The sequence below is a fragment of the Lacrimispora sanguinis genome (assembly GCF_044987295.1).
Taxonomy (GTDB): domain Bacteria; phylum Bacillota; class Clostridia; order Lachnospirales; family Lachnospiraceae; genus Lacrimispora; species Lacrimispora celerecrescens_B.
Genome location: NZ_CP173277.1, coordinates 1993649 through 2013006, shown reverse-complemented (window position 1 = coordinate 2013006; position 19358 = coordinate 1993649). Strand labels below are relative to the sequence as shown.

Genomic DNA, 19358 nt, shown 5'->3' with positions numbered 1-19358 from the left:
AGTTATTATCGTTCTTTTCCGTCCCAGACAATTGCTTTGTAACGTTCTGGATCGGTGTCACCCTCAGTAGAGAAGAGGAGAACTTTTGAATCCTTATTAAGTCCTAAATGCTCTTTTAACTCCTTGTATTCATCAAGAAGCATGATGCAGGCAAGAACTCCGAAAGGAGCAGCGCCTGATTCACCGGAAGTTACCGGTACATCGCCTTTGATAGGAGCGGCAAGCATTCTCATGCCCTGGGCAGCTACCCAGTCAGGAGCAGATACAAAGGTATCTACGTGATTCTTTAAGATATCCCAGGAAATTGTGTTTGGCTCTCCGCAGGCAAGGCCGGCCATAATGGTCTGCATATCGCCGTCTACAATGCGGATATCTCCGTCGCCGGCTTTTGCACCCTTATAGAGACAGTCAGCCACATCAGCTTCCACAACAACAACCTTAGGAGGATTCTCAGGATAGCGGTTTGCAAAATATCCCTGAACAGCACCTGCAAGAGAACCTACACCAGCCTGAACAAATACATGGGTCGGTCTGTCGCAGCCGTATTCCTCAAGCTGCTCATTCGCTTCCAGTGCCATGGTTCCGTAGCCCTGCATGATCCAGGCAGGAATCTCTTCGTAACCATCCCAGGCAGTATCCTGTACCACAACGCCGTTCTTTGTTTTGGAAGCGGCATCTGCAGCCATACGGACGCATTCGTCATAGTTGACTTCTTCAATAGTAACAGTAGCGCCTTCTGCTTTAATATTGTTGAAACGGGTAATTGTAGAGCCCTTTGGCATATAGACTACAGATTTCTGGCCTAATCGATTTGCTGCCCATGCAACACCACGTCCGTGATTTCCGTCGGTAGCGGTGAAGAAGGTTGCCTGGCCAAACTCTTCTCTTAATGCGTCAGATGTGAGTACGCTGTAAGGAAGATCAGAAACATCTTTTCCAGTCTGCTTTGCAATGTACTTTGCAATAGCAAAGGATCCGCCTAATACTTTGAATGCATTTAAGCCGAACCGGTAAGATTCGTCTTTCATGTAAACCTGGCCAAGGCCTAAATAATCAGCCATGTGATCCAGCTTTGCAAGAGGAGTCTTGCTGTACTGAGGAAAGCTTTCGTGGAATACTCTTGCCTTCTTGATTTCATCAGTGGCCATAACCGGTAAATTTTTATCATCGGTCTTTGGCATGGTGTTTACAACCCATTGGATTGGTTTCATGATTTTTCATTCTCCTTTTTCTTCATTAATATATTACTTTTCTTTATTAGTATCCATATAACTGTATAAAGTGAATTTGGATATGCCAAAATAATTGGAAACCTTGTCGCCTGACCTAGTAATAAGGAAAGCTCCGGCATCATTTAAATACTGGATCGCTGCAACTTTGTCATCCTTGCTCATAAGAGCGACTGGTTTGCCAACCAAAGCAACAGACTGTTCGATCAGTGCGTCAAGAAGATCATTTACATTATGAGTAATTCTTTTTGGCTGCTTCTCATCGTCTTCTGTTTCCGAGGTGGAGAGAAGAGATTTTAGGGAATTGTCTATGGTAAGCAGGCCTGTGATATCATAATTTAAAGCCAGAATATAATCAATGGTGTTGTTCTTCCCTCTTATATACATGGTGCTGGATTTTAAGATCCTGCCATCATCGGTTCTAGTTAAATAGGATAAGCGGTCTTTTAAAAGATCCGGGTTCTTTTTTAACGTTTCCAGAACGATTTCAGAGGGACCATCCCCCAGCTTTCTGTTGCTTACCTGGCCGTTTTCAATATAGACAATAGAACTCTCTATATCTTCTTTCCTTATATCGTGGATAACTACCTCACAGTTGTTACCAAAATGAGTAGCAATTCCACGTGCGATCTGCGTTAACAGTTCAAGCTTTGAATCCATCGTTTGCCCTCCCCTCATCGGAACATCTTATACACTCATCATAGCATAAAAAATTAAAATTACAAGTGGTTTTCTAAAAAATTTTTAGGTTCGCTAAAATTTTTTTGTATTTTTCACTTGCATTTCTTTATATGAAATGATACACTGTACCTAGTGAGGGATTTATGGTGTAATCTGTATAGAAAATGGCGAATTATAGGAGTGAGTATAAGCAGATTGCAAAATTTGAGTACAGGCATAGAGCAGGTCCCTATGTGAGGTTTGTACAGTTGAATATTTTATGGTTTAACCTAAATTATGTTAGAAAATGGAAAAAAAGGAGATGGAAACATGCTAATTATCGGTAATGGAAGAATGATTACAAGAGACCCCCAAAATCCGTTTTTTGAGAACGGTGCAGTTGCTATGGAAGGGAACGTGATCCGCAAAGTTGGAACCACGGATGACATGAAGAAAGAATACCCGGATGCGGAGTATATTGATGCAAAGGGCGGAGTTATCATGCCAGCCTTTATTAATGCCCACGAACATATTTACAGCTCTTTTGCCAGAGGCTTAAGTATCAATGGATATGATCCTCACGGATTCTTAGAGATCCTGGACGGTATGTGGTGGACTATTGACCGCAACCTTACATTAGAAGAAACACGGTTAAGCGCTATGGCGACTTACATCGATTCCATTAAGAACGGTGTAACGACAACCTTCGACCATCATGCAAGCTTCGGTCATATAACAGATTCTCTGTTTAAGATTGAAGAGGCAGCAAGAGAGACGGGTGTCCGTTCCTGTCTGTGCTATGAGGTTTCTGACCGAGATGGCAAAGACAAGGCAAAAGAAGCAGTTCTGGAAAATGAAGCATTTATTAAGCATGCGTTAGCAGATGACAGTGACATGATCGCAGGAATGATGGGTATGCATGCCCAGTTCACCATTTCTGATGAGACCATGGAGCTTGCCGCTTCCCACAAGCCTGAAGGTGTTGGTTATCACATTCATGTGGCAGAGGGAATCGAAGATCTTCATGACTGCTTAAAGAAATATGGTAAACGAATCGTAGACCGTCTTATGGACTGCAATATCCTGGGAGAAAAGACTCTTCTTGGACACTGCATCTATATCAATCCTCATGAGATGCAGCTGATTAAGGATACGGATACCATGGTAGTTCACAATCCAGAATCCAACATGGGCAATGCTTGCGGCTGCCCGCCAACCATGGAACTGGTTCACAGAGGAATCTTAACAGGTCTTGGAACTGATGGTTATACTCACGACATGACAGAATCCTATAAAGTGGCCAATGTACTGCATAAACATCACTTATGCGATCCGAATGCGGCATGGGGCGAAGTTCCAAAGATGCTGTTTGAAGGAAATGCAAAGATTGCAGGCCGTTACTTTAAGAAACCTTTGGGCGTTTTAAAAGAAGGTGCAGCAGCAGACGTGATCGTTACTGACTATATTCCGTTAACACCAATGAATGGGGATAACTGCAACAGCCATATCCTTTTCGGAATGACAGGACGCAGCGTGGTAACCACAGTAGGTAACGGAAAAGTGTTGATGAAGGATCGTATCCTGACAGCCATTGATGAAGAGAAGGTAATGGCAGACTGCAGACAAGCAGCAGCAGAACTGGCAAACCGGATTAATTCCAGGTAATACTACTTTCAAAAAAACAATAAAAAGAGTAATATATACAATATAGAATATACAAATATAGAATATACACGTAGGGTTGTCTGCTGAAGGATAGTGGACAACCCCGTTATAGGAGGTAAAACATGGGAGATAGAATGACCCCAATGCCCTTTGGGCAGTTAGTGGACTGGATCGTAAAAGAACAAGGAAAGAATGATACTGTTTTTGGCGTCTACAGACCTTACAAGGCAGACGAGAAAAACAACCGCAAAATATTCGGCCGTACTTTGGAATCACCTATGGGACCGGCAGCCGGCCCTCATACCCAGCTCACACAGAACATTGTAGCTTCCTACTATGCCGGAAGCCGTTTCTTTGAGTTAAAGACTGTTCAGTTATTAGACGGAGAAGATCTGCCTGTAAGCAAACCATGTATTAAGGCAGATGACGAGTGCTATAACTGTGAGTGGTCTACAGAACTTTATGTTCCACAGGCACAGGACGAATACATCAAGGCATGGATCCTGCTTCACGTTATTGCTAAAGAATACGGCCTTGGAGCAATGGATGGCTTCCAGTTCAACATGAGCGTTGGATATGATCTGGAAGGAATTAAATCTCCGAAGGTAAACTCCTTTATCGATAACATGAAGGATGCAAAAGATACAGAGATGTTTAAGGACTGCATAACATATCTTTACGATCATTTAGATCAGTTTAAGAACGTAACCAAAGAAGATATCGAGAGCATTCCTTCCGAAATCTGCAATTCCGTAACCCTTTCCACACTTCACGGATGTCCTCCACAGGAGATTCAGAGAATTGCTACCTATCTGATCGAGGAAAAGGGACTGAATACTTTCATTAAATGCAACCCAACTCTTCTTGGATATGAATTCGCAAGAAAGACCATGGATGATATGGGATATGATTACGTATCATTCGGCGATTTCCACTTCCTTGATGACTTACAGTACGAGGATGCAATTCCTATGTTAAAGACCCTTATGGCTTTGGCAGAGAAAAAGAATCTGGAATTCGGTGTAAAGATTACCAACACCTTCCCGGTTGATGTAAAAAATAATGAACTTCCCAGCGAAGAGATGTATATGTCCGGAAAGTCCTTATATCCTCTTTCCATTACTCTGGCTGCAAGACTTGCAAAGGAATTTGGCGGAAAGTTAAGAATTTCCTTCTCAGGCGGTGCAGATTACCACAACATCAAGGATATTGTAGATGCAGGAATCTGGCCTGTAACCGTGGCAACCACTCTTTTAAAGCCAGGCGGTTATCAGAGACTGTTCCAGATCGCAGAGAAGCTGGAAGGCGGCAATGTAGAGTTTACTGGAGTTGATCCGGAAAAGACTGCAAAACTGGCAGCAGATGCAGTTCATGATCCTCATCATAAAAAGGCAGTAAAACCACTTCCTATCAGGAAGATGCCTAAGAGCGTTCCCCTTATTGACTGCTATGTGGCTCCATGTAAGGAAGGATGTCCCATTCATCAAGATATCACCACCTATTTACAGCTTTCCGGCGCAGGCAAATACGAGGATGCGATGAAGGTAATCGCAGAGAAGAATCCACTTCCATTCATAACCGGAACCATCTGTGCCCATAACTGTATGAGCAAGTGTAACCGGAACTATTATGAAGATCCGGTAAATATCCGTGGAGTCAAACTGGTATGTGCAGAAGGCGGATACGATGCGTTTATGAAGGAGATTAAAGCAGGCGAACTGAAGGGCAAAAAGACAGCAGTAGTAGGCGGCGGCCCGGCTGGTCTTGCAGCAGCTTATTTCCTGACAAAGAACGGAATGCCAGCAACTATTTTTGAAAAGAGCGGCAGCCTGGGAGGCGTGGTAAAACATGTGATTCCTGGATTCCGTATTCCAGATGATGCAATTGACAAAGATGCAGCTCTGTCTCTGGCATATGGTGCTGAGTTAAGATTAAATGCTGAAGTGACAGATTTAGAAGCCTTAAAGAATGAAGGATTTGATTATATCATCCTTGCTACAGGCGCGTCCAAACCAGGCGTGTTAAAGCTTGAGGCAGGAGAAACCATAAATGCTTTAGATTTCCTGGCTCAGTTTAAGGAGACCGACGGAAAATTAAACATTGGTAAAAATGTAGTAGTCATCGGCGGCGGCAACACTGCTATGGATACAGCCAGAGCAGTAAAGAGAACAGAAGGCGTGGAGCACTCCTATCTGGTTTACCGCAGAACCAAACGTTATATGCCTGCAGATGAGGAAGAATTAGAGATGGCATTGGAAGACGGCGTGGAATTCAAGGAACTGCTGTCCCCAGTAGAGCTTAAAAACGGAAAGCTCCTTTGCAAAGTAATGAAGCTTGGTGATACCGATGCTACCGGCAGAAGAGGCATTGTAGAAACAGAAGAAACCGTGGAGATTCCTGCAGATACAGTAATCGCTGCAGTAGGCGAGCAGGTTCCTACAGAATTCTATGAAGCAAACGGCATTAACGTAAGCAACCGCGGCAAAGTCCTTGTAAATGAGGAAACTTTAGAAACAAGCGCTGCAGGAGTTTATGTGGTAGGTGACGGACTCTATGGACCGGCTACTGTAGTAGAGGCTATGAGAGATGCCCGCGTAGCTGCCGAAGCAATTTTAGGCAAGAAAGCTGCTGTGGACTTTGATGATACCGTAGATAACTTAGACAAGATCTATGACAAGCGTGGTATTCTTGAAGGAACCAGGGACTATAAGGTGGAAGATGCCAGATGTCTTGGCTGCTCCAATGTCTGCGAGAACTGTGCTGAGGTCTGTCCAAACCGTGCAAACCTGGCACTGAATATTTCTGGCCTGTCCATGCACCAGATCGTCCATGTGGATTATATGTGCAATGAGTGCGGAAACTGTAAGAGCTTCTGCCCATATGACAGCGCTCCTTACCTGGATAAGTTTACCTTATTCGCCAACGAGGCTGATATGGAAAACAGCAAAAATGAAGGCTTTGTTGTATTAGATAAGGAAACAGCAGCTTGCAAGGTGCGTTACCTTGGAAATATTCTCAATTGGAAAGCCGGCGAAAAGGACAGCGTAATTCCGGAAGGACTTAGAAAAGTTATGGAAACTGTCTGCAGTGACTACGACTATATCTTAGGATAATAAAAACCCGGAAATAAAAGAATAAGTAATTGTATTGGCAATGAATCGGCGCAGTTGGAGAATGAGTTTCTCCCTGCGCCTTTCAAGCTTTGAACATGTTGGCAGCTGAAAGAAAGGAAGTAGATATTTTATGAAAACACTATTAAAAGGTGGAACAGTAGTATCTGGAAGCGGCCTGGTCCAGGCGGATGTGCTCATGGATGAGGGAAAGATCCAGGCAGTGGAAGCAGGGATCCGGGATGAAGAAGCAGAGGTGATTGATGTAACGGGAAAGCTATTGTTCCCAGGTTTCATTGATGCGCATACGCATTTTGATCTTCATGTGGCAGGTACGGTGACGGCAGATAATTTTGAAACAGGAACAAAGGCCGCTTTATCAGGCGGTACTACCATGATCATTGATTTTGCTACTCAGTATCAGGGAGAGACCCTGGAGAAAGCCCTGGAAAACTGGCATAAAAAAGCAGATGGAAACGCATCCTGTGACTATGGTTTCCACCTGGCGATCTCCGACTGGAACCCTTCTATCAGCAAGGAATTGGAAGAAATTGTTGCTGGCGGCGTAACCTCTTTCAAACTATACATGACTTATGATGAGATGTACTTAAATGATAAGAAAATCTATCAGGTGCTGAAGCGGTTAAAGGAAGTCGGCGGAATTGCCGGTATCCATTGTGAAAATATGGGACTCATCGAAGCACTGGTGGAAGAAGAGAAGGCAAAAGGTAATTTGTCCGTCAGCACCCATAAAAAGACCAGACCGGCAGCCGTAGAGGCGGAAGCCATTGGCAGGCTATTAAAAATCGCAGGCCTTGCAGATGCTCCGGTGATCATCGTCCATTTAAGCTCAGGCGAGGGTTATCAGGAAGTGAAATATGCCAGGGAGCGCGGGCAGGAGATTTATCTGGAAACTTGTCCCCAGTATCTGCTTCTTAATGAGAGCGTATATGACCTCCCCGGCTTTGAGGGCAGCAAGTATGTGATTTCTCCCACTATTAAGAAAGAAAAGGACAGCACCAGGCTGTGGAATGCTCTTCTTAAGAATCATATCCAGACTATCGCAACGGATCACTGCAGCTTTACTACCAGCCAGAAGGCGGCGGGAAAAGAAGATTTTACAAAGATCCCAAATGGAATGCCGGGCGTGGAATCCCGTCCTGTTCTCATATACAGCTTCGGTGTTCTGGAGCATAACTTAAAGCTGGAGCAGATGTGCCGTGTGCTGTCAGAGAATCCGGCAAAGCTTTACGGCGTTTATCCACAGAAAGGGGCCATTGCTCCAGGAAGCGATGGGGATATCGTTGTGTGGGATCCGGAGGTTCAGTGGACGATGTCTGTAGAAAACCAGGTGGCAAATGTGGATTATTGTCCTTTTGAAGGAACCTCTGTCAAGGGAAAAGCAGAACTTGTATTCTTAAAGGGCTGTCTGGCTGCTAAAGACGGTAAGGTCGTATTGGAGAAAACCGGTTCTTATGTTCCTAGAAAGAGCCGTATGGAGCTGTAATCATGGGATTGAAGAATGTCTATACCTTTCATGGCTATGGAGAAAAACCGGCTGTGACAAGGCGGGATTCTCTGTGGGAAGCCTTGGGATTTCCTCTTAAGGATCATATGGTCATTTGCTTAACCGGCGGCGGCGGTAAGACCACCACCATGTTTTCCCTGGCCGATGAACTGGCGGCCATGGGAAAACGTGTGATTGTTACCACCAGCACCCACATATTCTACCCTGAAGACCGAAAGGTAGTGCTGGCAGACCGGGCCGATACTGTAAAAGATTTCTTAAAAGACAGGGAAGAATGGCATTCTGGCCATGCAGGCCAGGTTCTGGTGACAGGGCAGCCTGCAGCTGAGGGTAAATTAAAGGGGATGGCTCTCCAGGAATTGGAGCAGCTTTCAAGTCTTACCGATGTGCTTCTTGTAGAGGCGGACGGAGCAAAACGTCTGCCTTTAAAGATCCCGAAGGAAGGGGAGCCTGTACTTTTAAAAGGTACCTATGGAGTGATCGGTTGTGCCGGCCTTGATGCCATCGGAAGTCCCTGGGAAGAAAAGTGCTTCCGGTGGGAGCTGGCAGAATCCGCATTTGGCTGGCAGACAGGAAAAAGTCTTATTACACCGGACCAGGCAGCCAGGATTCTTGTAAGCAGCAATGGAACCAGAAAGGGAGCGGAATCCATGGAATACCGGATTTTATTAAATAAGGCTGATCATGAAAACAGGCTGTCCGATGGAATCCGTGTTATGGAATGCCTGGGAGAAGATTGGGCCAGGCGCTGCGTGATGACCAGTTTCTTTACATCATAGAAAAGGATCAGAATGGAAGAAATAAAAAAAGAGGAACGAACGCTTAAGTATCATTTAAAACTCCGCGTTTACTATGATGAGCGCAACTTCGGTCCTGGAATGGCATCTTTAATGAAGCTTGTCAGGGAGAGGGGGTCCCTTTCGGCTGCCTGCCAGGAACTGAATATGGCATATTCGAAAGCGTGGAAGATTATTAACAGAGCAGAAGAGGATCTTGGATTTTCCCTGATGGAAGGAAGAAGAGGTGGGGAAAATGGGGGAACCACCGTTTTAACTGAGGAAGGTGAAAAATTCTTGAACCAATATCTGGCTTTTGCAGAGGAAGCAGAAGCAGCAGTGGAAGAATTATTTTACAAATATTTTCCCAAATGATATAATGAAAGGATATGAAGATTTTTCTGCAAAGGTGGATATTCTTACTTGAGAATAACATAATTATGCCAAGAACGAAAGGAGAGGGAACATGAAAGAAATCAAGACAGTCGATGCGGTAGGACAGGTTCTCTGCCATGATATGACTCAGATTATACCGGGAGTCATGAAGGATGCAAGATTCAGAAAAGGACATGTGGTGACAGAGGAGGATATTCCGGTGCTGCTGTCCATGGGAAAAGAACACATATATGTTTGGGAAAAGGATGATTCCCTTTACCATGAAAATGAAGCTGCTGAAATCCTTTGCAGCCTTTGTATTGGTGATCATATGGATCGCAGCGAGGTAAAGGAAGGTAAAATTGAATTGAAATCAACTGTTCGGGGCTTGTTAAAAATAGATACCGGACTTTTAGATAAAATAAACAGCTTAGGGAACATGATGATCGCTTCCAGACACCCTAATACTCCTGTTGAGCCTGGGGACAAGCTTTGCGGGACAAGGATCATTCCTCTTGTCATTGAAAAGGAAAAGATGGAAGAAGCAAGAGTGGTTTGCGCCGGTAAGAAGATCTTTGCCGTGCTGCCTTATCTGGATAAAAAGGTGGGAATCGTAACCACAGGAAGCGAAGTATTCCATGGCAGAATAAAGGATTCTTTTGGACCTGTATTAAAGTCCAAGGTGGAAGAGCTGGGCGGCCAGATTCTGGGGCAGACAGTCACCGATGATAATCCGGAGCATACCACGGAGGCGATCCTTGACCTTATCCGTAAAGGAGCTGACATGGTGCTTGTCAGCGGAGGCATGAGCGTTGACCCGGATGACAAGACTCCTCTGGCAATCCGGAATACAGGTGCGGAGGTGATCTCCTACGGTGCTCCAGTGCTGCCAGGAGCCATGTTCTTACTTTCCTATTACAGAGAGGATGGGAAAAACATTCCCATAGCTGGACTTCCTGGTTGCGTGATGTATTCCAAGAGGACCGTATTTGATCTGGTGCTTCCAAGACTTATGGCGGATGATCCGGTAACAAAGGAAGATCTTGATAAGCTGGGCAAGGGAGGGCTTTGCCTCTCCTGCGACGTATGCACTTATCCAAACTGCGGCTTCGGAAAGGGCTGGTAAGGCACTACAGGAGAAAGGTTGAACAACAATATGAATGGACTGACACATTTTGATGAACAGGGTAATGCCCGCATGGTAGATGTAGGAGAAAAGGCGGAGACAGACAGGATCGCCGTTGCCCATGGGTTTATTACGGTTAATCAGGAGGTTTTTGAAGCTATTTCCCTTGGTACCGCAAAAAAGGGCGATGTTCTGGGAGTGGCCAGAGTGGCCGGTATCATGGGAGCCAAAAGGACTTCTGAGCTGATCCCATTGTGCCATGGTCTAATGCTTACAAAATGCGCAGTGGATTTTGTGCTTCATGAGGAAAGGCTTTCGGTAGAGGCAGTTTGTACGGTCAAAACCCAGGGTAAGACTGGCGTGGAGATGGAAGCCCTAACAGGAGTGAATATAGCACTGCTGACTATTTATGACATGTGTAAGGCCATGGACCGAGGGATGATCCTCAGTGATATCTGCCTTTTGAAAAAGGATGGCGGGAAAAGCGGACTTTATGAAAAGGACTTAGGCAGCAGGGGGACGGACTATGAAAGATAGCTGTAACAGAACCATTGATTATATCCGAATATCCGTAACAGACCGGTGTAATTTAAGGTGTCTTTATTGTATGCCTGAGGAGGGGATTGCCCCTCTTCGCCACGAGGATATTCTCACCTATCAGGAAATCGTTAGAATCTGTGAGGCAGGTGCACGCCTGGGAATCCGCAAGGTAAAAATAACCGGCGGGGAGCCTTTGGTGAGAAAAGACATAGAAGTCCTGATTAAAGAATTGGCGCAGATCCCTGGAATTGAAGATGTAACCATGACCACCAATGGCTGTCTGTTAAAGGAAAAAGCAGCGGAGCTAAAGGCTGCAGGTTTATCTAGCGTCAATGTAAGCCTGGATACTTTAGATCCTCAGCGTTTTGCCAGGATCACAAGAAGAGACTCCTTTGACTCCGTCATGGAAGGAATCAAGAGTGCGCAGGCAGCAGGGCTTAAGGTAAAAATAAACTGTGCTGTCATGGATGACTTAGCAAAGGAAGAGGTACTGGCTTTTGCCCGTTTTTCCATGGAACGAAAGATCCCGGTCCGTTTTATCGAAATGATGCCCATTGGCCAGGGGAAAAATTACAAAGCAATGGAAAATGATGATCTGGCAGGGATCCTGTCAGAGGCATTTGGAGCGCTTAAAGAAAGCCGCAAGGTGAAAGGCAACGGGCCTGCCGTTTATTATACATGGGGCGATGAAACGGGCTTTATCGGCTTTATCAGCGCTGTCAGCCATAAATTCTGCCGTACCTGCAACCGGGTGAGGCTGACATCTGACGGATTTTTGAAGCTTTGCCTGGACAGTCCAGCAGGAGTGGATATAAAAGGGCCTTTGCGTGAAGGCATTTCTGATGACGGTCTTTTTGATCTGATGAATCAGACCATCCGGAACAAGCCGGAGAGCCATCATTTTGAAGAAGACCAGGGAGAAACAGGCCCCAACATGAACCAGATAGGAGGATAAGCAGATGGGAAAGGTAATGGCTGTCTGTATCAGCGAAAAAAAAGGAACCCAGAAAACCAGAGTGGAAGAAGGGCATTTTATAGAAGAATTCGGGATAGAAGGGGATGCCCATGCAGGCAAATGGCATCGGCAGGTAAGCCTTTTATCCTTTGATACCATAGAGGACTTTAAGGCCAGAGGAGCGGAGATTGGTAACGGAGCCTTTGGTGAAAACGTTATTGTTCAGGGAATCGACTTAATTCATCTTCCCATCGGCACCAGATTATTGTGCGGAAATATCCTTTTGGAAGTGACCCAGATCGGGAAGGAATGTCACAGCCACTGTGAGATATACAAGAAAATGGGAGAATGCATTATGCCCACCAATGGAATCTTTACAAGAGTTCTCCATGGAGGACTCATGAAGGAAGGGGATGAAATCACGGTATGTACCGAGCTGGAATCGTAACCCTAAGTGACAAAGGAGCTGCCGGAGAACGGGAAGATGTAAGCGGCGCAGTCATAAGAGAGATATTGGAGAAGGCAGGCTATGAAGTGGTCAGCTACCGGCTCCTTGCCGATGAAGGAGAAGACTTAAAAGAAGAACTCATGCGCTTAAGCGATGAAGTGGAATGCGATCTGGTTCTGACGACCGGCGGGACCGGCTTTTCGCCCAGAGACGTAACCCCGGAGGCAACTCTGGCTGTTGCGGACCGCAATGCGCCGGGGATTGCCGAGGCCATAAGGGCTTACAGCATGACTGTGACCAAGCGGGCCATGTTAAGCAGGGGAGCCAGTGTCATCCGGGGATCAACCCTTATCATCAATCTTCCGGGTAGTCCCAAAGCGGTGAGAGAAAGTCTGGAATATATTCTGGATACTCTTTCCCATGGCCTGGAAATCCTGTCAGGCAGGGGCGGAGATTGCGCCAGAAAATAAACTAAAAGATCAGGAGATTATAATGAAGGTATTGATAAAAGGAGCCGGTGATCTGGCAACAGGCATTGGATGCCGGCTGAAGCGCTGCGGTTTTGACCTGGTGATGACGGATATCGCCGTTCCCACCACGGTGCGGCGGACGGTAGCTTTTTCCAGGGCAGTCTATGAGGGGCAGGCAAAGGTGGAAGATATCACCGGAGTTTTATGCCATAACCTGGAGGAAATCAATGAAGCCATAGCAAGAGACCAGGTTGCTGTGGTGGTAGACGAGGAATGCAAAATCCGGGAAGTCTGGAAGCCGGATGTGGTGGTGGATGCCATTATTGCAAAGACGAATCTGGGAACCAGAATAACCGACGCCGATGTGGTAGTAGGTGTTGGTCCCGGCTTTACGGCAGGGCTTGACTGTCATGTGGTGGTAGAAACAAAAAGAGGCCATAACTTAGGCCGCTGCATCTGGGAGGGAAGTGCGTTTCCCAACACAGGAGTTCCAGGCATGATTGGCGGTTATGATAAAGAACGGATTATCCGTGCAACAGCTGACGGAACATTTAAAGGCCAGGTCATGATCGGCGATCTGGTAGAAAAAGAGGATCTGGTTGGCTATTCAGGCGATGCTCCTATATATGCCCTGGTAGGAGGCGTTGTAAGAGGCCTGCTGCAGGACGGTGTAACAGTGACAAAGGGAATGAAGTCAGGAGATATAGATCCCAGAGGAAACGCCCAAAACTGCTACACGATCTCGGACAAGGCAACTTCCATAGGAGGAGGCGTGCTGGAAGGGATTTTAAGCATGAAGAAGAAAAAAGGGGCGGCGGAAAAAAGAGAAAAGTAATGAAAAGAGGAGGTTTGATGGCATGAAACTGGCACTTATCCTTCTGGCAGCGGGTGACAGCCGAAGATTTAACGGCAATAAGCTGCTTCATGAATTCAATGGGAAACCCATGTACCAATACATTTTAGAGGAAGTGGAAAAGCTTCCGGACGACATCTTTGACAGGAAGGTGGTTGTTACCCAGTACCAGGAGATCATGAGTTGCATGAGCGATTATGGGTATGAGGTAGTGGTAAACGAGGAAAGCAGCCTTGGCATCTCTCATTCCATTCATCTGGCTCTGGAAGTGCTTGAAAATGAAGAAACGGATTATTGTTTTGCAGTCTGTGACCAGCCATATTTAAAGGCAGCTACCATAAGAGATCTGGTAAGGGGCTGGCGAAACAGCGGAAAGGGAATCGGCTGTTTATGCAACATGGGCGCTTTGGGAAACCCGGCCATCTTCTCTAAGAACTACCTTAAGGAGCTTCTGAAATTAGAAGGAGATGTGGGAGGTAAGCGTGTCATCCGGAGACATATTGAAGATTTGTACCTTCACGAGGTGGTGGATGGCCTGGAGCTGGTGGATATTGATGTGCGGAAAGATTCCGAATCCTGATCTTCGATTAATTTGTTATATAATATGGGAATATATAATAAAAGACATTAAAAGTATGGAGGTATTAACATGTTAAGACCAGTTGATTTAAAAGAAGTGACCATGGATCCATTTAAAATGATAGGAAAAGAGTGGATGCTGGTTTCTGCCGGCAGTGAGGTAAAGTATAATATGATGACAGCCAGCTGGGGCGGGCTTGGAATCATGTGGAATAAGAGCGTATCTACCATTGTGCTTCGTCCCCAGAGATATACCTTGGAATTCATTGACAAGAGCGAATATTACGCCCTTAGCTTTTTCGGTGATAATTGCAGATCCGCTTTAAACTTCTGCGGCGCCCATTCCGGACGTGACGTGGATAAAGAGAAAGAGAGCGGACTTACCCCTGTTTTTGACGCAGAGGCTCCTTACTTTTCTGAAGCAAGGCTGGTGCTTATCTGCCGCAAGCTTTATAAGCAGAGGCTGGAACCCGTTTGCTTTTTTGATCCGGCTATTGATAAGCAAAACTATCCGAACAAAGATTACCATGATACTATCATAGGAGAAATCGTTAAAGTATTAAAGAACGACGAATGATCACGCCGCTTAGGTAAATAAAATACTAGTAAAGTTAAAAAAGAAGGGTGCCGCCAGCCCTTCTTTTTTTGTTATGTCCGGTCATAATTGAAATGAAAAAATTGGTAAAATGTTTCTTATAAAATGAAAATAGTGTATAATACCATTTAAAGGGGGAGTAGTATGATTAAATGGTTAAAGGGTAAAATGGGTGATTTTAAGGGTAAAAGAGATCCTTTAAAAAAGGAAGGAATTAAAATCTGCTTCATGTATTTGATTTTTGGTTTTGTCTGGATTGATTTTTCCGACAGAATTGTGAACCGGCTCGTTTCCAATCCTTCTGCAAGGCTGGTGATTCATACTTATAAGGGAATGGTCTATGTTTTGTTTACTGCCTTGCTTCTCTATTATTTAATTTCCAATCTTTTAAGGAAGGTGAGGCTGGCTGACCACAAATTAAGCGTAAGTGAGGAGAAATATAAGGCTGTTATAAACCAGATGCAGCTAGGCATGGCATTGTATGAGGGCGCCTCCGGAGAAGATATTTTCAAATATAGGCTTATAGATTCTAATCACAGCCATGAAATCCTGACCGGTTTAAAAAAAGAAGAGATATCAGGAAAATATTTTTCCGAAATACATAAAAATATAGAACCGCAAAACTTGGACAGGCTGATCTGGACCATTAAAACAGGAGAATCAACCTGCTACGAGAAGTTTCAGAAAAATACAAATTATTACTATGAAGTACTGGCGTCCCGTCCAAAGGAAAACCAGCTGGTCGTTATTTTAAATGACATTACCGGAAGCAAGCAGGCGGAGGAGCGGCTGCATTATTTAAGCTATCATGACCAGCTAACCGGATTATACAATAGAAGGCTGTTTGAAGAACAGCTGCAGCGGCTGAATTCCAAGAACTATTTTCCGTTAATTATAACCATGGCTGACATCAATGGGTTAAAGCTTGTAAACGATTCCTTCGGACACACAGTGGGAGATAAATATATCCAAAAAGTGACCGAAGTATTGAGAGAGGGCTTCAGGGAAAAGGACATCATATGCCGTCTGGGAGGCGATGAATTCATTATACTTTCTCCTAATACCGATGAAAAGGAAATTAAAGAATTGATCGGCAGGATCAATGAAAGGACAAAGCTTGAAGCCGTAAATAAGATTACTCTTTCCGTTTCTTTTGGATACAGCATAAAGGACAGGGAGGAAGAATCTATATTAGAAGTGCTTAAAAAAGCTGAGGACTATATGTATAAGAAAAAACTGCTGGAGAGTGCGGGGATAAGGGGAAAGACCATATATACGGTTATGGCGGCCCTTCATGAAAAAAATCCAAGAGAAGAACAGCATTCCCTCCGCGTTTCAGAGCTGTGTGAAAAAATGGGGACAGCCCTTGGACTGCAGGAAGATGAAGTAAAAGAGCTAAAGACCGTTGGATTGCTCCATGATATCGGCAAGGTTGCAATTGAAGAAGGGATATTGAATAAAAACGGAAAACTGGTAGAAGAGGAATGGGTTGAAATTAAAAAGCACCCGGAAATCGGATATCGCATCTTAAGCTCGGTCAATGAGCTGTCAGAGATGGCGGATTACGTTCTGGCCCATCATGAACGGTGGGATGGAAATGGCTACCCGAAGGGACTTAAAGGAAATGAAATACCGGTCCAGTCCAGGATCATTGCCATTGCAGATGCATACGATGCGATGATCAGTGAAAGAAGCTATCGCCAGGCGCTGCCCAGGGAATATGCGATCAGTGAGCTGGTTAAGGGAGCCGGTACGCAGTTTTGCGGGGAGTACGTCAATGTATTTATTGACAAGGTTGTTTATGATGTAAAAGTCAGCGTTTAAAATAAGAAAGATTAAAAAGGCTCGTCCTAGAAAGGGACGGGCCTTTTTCGGATCATTTCCATAAAATATTAAACATGCTTTTTCTGACTATGTTCCCTGATATTTGGTAACCCTATGGTTAGAAAATGATGAAAAAGAAGGGACGAGTAGTATGGCCAAGTTTGGAAATGCGTTTTTTGAGGGCTGGTATTTTAAACATCAGAATGCAGATACGGTCTTAGCCTTTATTCCCGGTCATAGCGTGGATGAAAAGGGAGTAAAGCACCCGTTTTTGCAGATTATATGGAATGAAAATTCTTATTCCCTGGACTTTGAAGAGGAGGATTATCTGGTTGACAGAAAGAGAAAAAGGATTGTTCTTGGTAGTAATATTTTTTCCCTGACCGGCGTTATGGTGGATATTCAGTCAGAGGATATTACGATTCAGGGAATGATCCGCTACGGCTCCTTAAATCCCATTAATTATACCATCATGGGCCCCTTTCAATGGGTCCCCTTTATGGAATGCAGGCATGAGATTATCAGCATGTCCCACGCTCTTAGGGGAAGCCTTACGGTTAATGGAAAGGTCCTGGATTTTCAAGGGGAAAAGGGATATATAGAGGGAGACAGGGGCAGATCCTTTCCCAGGGATTATTTATGGCTTCAATGCAACCGCTTTCCGCAAGAGGCATCGGTCATGGTTTCCATTGCCCACATTCCTTTTATCGGACACAGTTTTCAGGGCTACATCTGTGTCATTCAGTATAAAGGCCGGGAATACCGTTTTGCCACCTATCTGGGAGTCAAGGTGGTATGCAAAAGAGAAACTGCAGTTATATTAAAGCAGGGTAACTATACATTTAAAATATTTTTAACAAATCGGAACAGGATAAAAAAAACAGGGTTTTCCCATCCGCTTCTGGCTCCGGATCTGGGAAGGATGGTGCGCTCTATAAAAGAGGAGCATTTATTGTTAGCAAGATTTTTACTGTATAAAGAGGAGGAACTAATATTTGATTTGACAAGTGACCATGTAAGCTTCGAGTATGTTGATAGATAATATCTATAAGTAGGGCTTATTTATAGTATTTATGAATTGGACGTAAGCCTTAAATCTTAATAGAATATAGGTATCAATAAACATGCAGGAGGATACTAGAGATGAATGTGAAACAGGCGGTTAGTGTAAAGAAGATCGGAGATGATGCGGAAGCTCTGTTTCGGGGAGGATTTTTTTGCTCGGAGGCAGTTGTTAGTTCCATGCGGACAAACTTTGAATTGGATTTACCGGAAGAAATCATAGCCATGGCATCCGGCTTCCCCGTTGGGATCGGACGGTCCAAGTGCCTGTGCGGGGCGGTTTCCGGCGGAGTGATGGCTCTTGGTATATTCTTTGGACGGACAAGACAGGGAGACCCAAAGGTAGAAAAGAACTTAGAAGTGTCAAAGGAGCTTCACGACTGGTTTAAGGAAAGCAACGGGAAGAATGCCCTATGCTGCCGGATCCTGACCAAAGAGTTTGATATGGGAAGGGGAGAGCACAAGGAACAGTGCATCCGCTTTACAGGAATGGTAGCTAGAAAGGTGGCTGAGATCGTAGTGCGGGAATACTGTCTTACGAATACCGATGAGCTTGAGTCTGCGGAGGAATGTCATGATTAAAAAAGTTCCCATTCCCATGGCAGGGCTTTCCCTTGGGTTTGCGGCCTTGGGAAATCTCCTACAAAGCTACTCAGAATCCATCCGCCTGGTTTGCGGTATCATATCCGCTGTACTGGCGATTTTATTTTTGTGTAAGTGTATCTTTCATTTTGATATGGTAAAAGAGGATATGAAAAATCCGGTGATGGCAAGTATATCAGGGACTTTCTCCATGGCGGTCATTCTGTTATCTGCTTATGCCAAGCCCTTTATTGGAGGAAGTGCAGTTTATATCTGGTATATTGGCATTGCCCTGCACGTTCTTCTTATGTTGTATTTTACCGCACGTTTTCTTTACAAGCTGAATATGAAAACCGTATTTGCCAGCTATTACATCGTGTATGTGGGAATTGTGACAGCCAGTGTGACGGCTCCTGCATTTGGACTCACAGGGGTTGGAACCGGCATTTTCTGGTTCGGTCTGGTCTGTTGCCTGATTCTACTGGTTCTTGTAACGATGCGGTATGTGAAATACAGGGAAATTGCAGAACCGGCAAGGCCGCTGTTTTGCATCTATACGGCTCCGGTGAGCCTTTGCCTGGCTGGATACTTACAGTCCGTGGAAACAAAATCCGTGACAATGGTTCTCTTTCTCATGGTATTAGCGGGAATCTTATATATAACTGTACTGGTTTATCTGCCAAGGTTCCTTGCCTTGCCTTTTTACCCAAGCTATGCAGCCTTTACATTCCCGGTGGTGATCAGTGCCATTGCAATGAAGATGTCAACATCGTTCCTGGCAAAGATGGGATATGCCGTAGGATTTTTACCTGTCATCGTGCTTGCTGAAACTGTTATTGCAGTATGCCTGGTGGTTTATGTATTCATCCGCTATATGAAGTTTTTGGTTAACAGATAAGCAAACAATGTTATTGACATGTGATTCTTGTCTCCAGGATATATTACATACAAATAGAAATTATAATTGTATTGAAAGGAGAG

At 44.7% G+C, this 19358-nt stretch carries 19 protein-coding genes; 17 read left to right on the top strand and 2 right to left on the bottom strand.

Going from position 1 to position 19358, the window contains the following annotated elements; translation table 11 throughout:
* Positions 1–5: 5 nt before the first annotated feature.
* Both dpaL and ACHZES_RS09435 read right to left on the bottom strand, forming a co-directional pair.
* Complete coding sequence (gene dpaL, locus ACHZES_RS09440) at positions 6–1211, bottom strand: diaminopropionate ammonia-lyase (RefSeq protein WP_395548140.1); 1206 nt, start codon at positions 1209–1211, stop codon at positions 6–8.
* Between the two features lie 33 nt (positions 1212–1244).
* Entirely contained in the window at positions 1245–1889 is a 645-nt protein-coding gene (locus ACHZES_RS09435; RefSeq protein WP_038283607.1) for a transcriptional regulator, read from the bottom strand.
* Between the two features lie 330 nt (positions 1890–2219).
* Between ACHZES_RS09435 and ssnA the strand changes: the two genes are divergently transcribed.
* From ssnA to ACHZES_RS09350, 17 genes are all read left to right on the top strand, one after another.
* Positions 2220–3554 carry a putative aminohydrolase SsnA gene (gene ssnA / locus ACHZES_RS09430; RefSeq protein WP_038283605.1) on the top strand — a complete coding sequence of 445 codons (1335 nt, stop codon included), beginning with the start codon at positions 2220–2222 and terminating at the stop codon, positions 3552–3554.
* A gap of 122 nt (positions 3555–3676) precedes the next feature.
* Positions 3677–6667, top strand: coding sequence for a putative selenate reductase subunit YgfK (gene ygfK, locus ACHZES_RS09425; protein ID WP_395548141.1), 2991 nt, complete (start codon positions 3677–3679; stop codon positions 6665–6667).
* Positions 6668–6797: 130 nt separating this feature from the next.
* Positions 6798–8171 (top strand): dihydropyrimidinase, encoded by a 1374-nt coding sequence (gene hydA / locus ACHZES_RS09420; RefSeq protein WP_154522199.1) that lies wholly within the window; start codon positions 6798–6800, stop codon positions 8169–8171.
* Between the two features lie 2 nt (positions 8172–8173).
* Positions 8174–8971: a selenium cofactor biosynthesis protein YqeC gene (yqeC, locus tag ACHZES_RS09415; RefSeq protein WP_395548142.1), complete on the top strand. Its 798-nt coding sequence runs from the start codon at positions 8174–8176 to the stop codon at positions 8969–8971.
* A gap of 12 nt (positions 8972–8983) precedes the next feature.
* Entirely contained in the window at positions 8984–9343 is a 360-nt protein-coding gene (locus ACHZES_RS09410) for a winged helix-turn-helix domain-containing protein (RefSeq protein WP_051835281.1), read from the top strand.
* 91 nt (positions 9344–9434) lie between these two features.
* Positions 9435–10469: a molybdopterin-binding protein gene (locus ACHZES_RS09405; protein WP_395548145.1), complete on the top strand. Its 1035-nt coding sequence runs from the start codon at positions 9435–9437 to the stop codon at positions 10467–10469.
* Positions 10470–10499: 30 nt separating this feature from the next.
* Positions 10500–11006 carry a cyclic pyranopterin monophosphate synthase MoaC gene (gene moaC / locus ACHZES_RS09400; protein ID WP_051835280.1) on the top strand — a complete coding sequence of 169 codons (507 nt, stop codon included), beginning with the start codon at positions 10500–10502 and terminating at the stop codon, positions 11004–11006.
* Entirely contained in the window at positions 10996–11964 is a 969-nt protein-coding gene (moaA, locus tag ACHZES_RS09395) for a GTP 3',8-cyclase MoaA (protein WP_395548146.1), read from the top strand. Before moaC ends, moaA begins: the two co-directional genes overlap by 11 nt.
* Positions 11965–11968: 4 nt before the next feature.
* On the top strand, positions 11969–12412 hold the full coding sequence (locus tag ACHZES_RS09390; protein ID WP_395548147.1) for an MOSC domain-containing protein: 444 nt from the start codon (positions 11969–11971) through the stop codon (positions 12410–12412).
* Positions 12391–12882 (top strand): molybdenum cofactor biosynthesis protein B, encoded by a 492-nt coding sequence (locus ACHZES_RS09385; protein WP_038283593.1) that lies wholly within the window; start codon positions 12391–12393, stop codon positions 12880–12882. The genes ACHZES_RS09390 and ACHZES_RS09385 overlap by 22 nt, the downstream gene beginning before the upstream one ends.
* Positions 12883–12904: 22 nt before the next feature.
* The gene (gene yqeB / locus ACHZES_RS09380) at positions 12905–13717 is read left to right on the top strand and encodes a selenium-dependent molybdenum cofactor biosynthesis protein YqeB (RefSeq protein WP_395548148.1); all 813 of its coding nucleotides are present in this window, start codon (positions 12905–12907) and stop codon (positions 13715–13717) included.
* 22 nt (positions 13718–13739) lie between these two features.
* Positions 13740–14315 (top strand): NTP transferase domain-containing protein, encoded by a 576-nt coding sequence (locus tag ACHZES_RS09375; protein ID WP_038283590.1) that lies wholly within the window; start codon positions 13740–13742, stop codon positions 14313–14315.
* Between the two features lie 69 nt (positions 14316–14384).
* The gene (locus tag ACHZES_RS09370) at positions 14385–14891 is read left to right on the top strand and encodes a flavin reductase family protein (RefSeq protein WP_395548149.1); all 507 of its coding nucleotides are present in this window, start codon (positions 14385–14387) and stop codon (positions 14889–14891) included.
* 162 nt (positions 14892–15053) lie between these two features.
* A complete protein-coding gene (locus tag ACHZES_RS09365) occupies positions 15054–16733 on the top strand; it encodes an HD domain-containing phosphohydrolase (RefSeq protein ID WP_395548151.1) in 1680 nt (559 codons plus the stop codon).
* 151 nt (positions 16734–16884) lie between these two features.
* The gene (locus ACHZES_RS09360) at positions 16885–17775 is read left to right on the top strand and encodes a tocopherol cyclase family protein (protein ID WP_395548153.1); all 891 of its coding nucleotides are present in this window, start codon (positions 16885–16887) and stop codon (positions 17773–17775) included.
* A 101-nt stretch (positions 17776–17876) separates the two neighbouring features.
* Complete coding sequence (locus ACHZES_RS09355) at positions 17877–18377, top strand: C-GCAxxG-C-C family protein (protein ID WP_395548154.1); 501 nt, start codon at positions 17877–17879, stop codon at positions 18375–18377.
* A complete protein-coding gene (locus ACHZES_RS09350; protein WP_395548155.1) occupies positions 18370–19275 on the top strand; it encodes a TDT family transporter in 906 nt (301 codons plus the stop codon). The genes ACHZES_RS09355 and ACHZES_RS09350 overlap by 8 nt, the downstream gene beginning before the upstream one ends.
* Positions 19276–19358 lie beyond the last annotated feature (83 nt).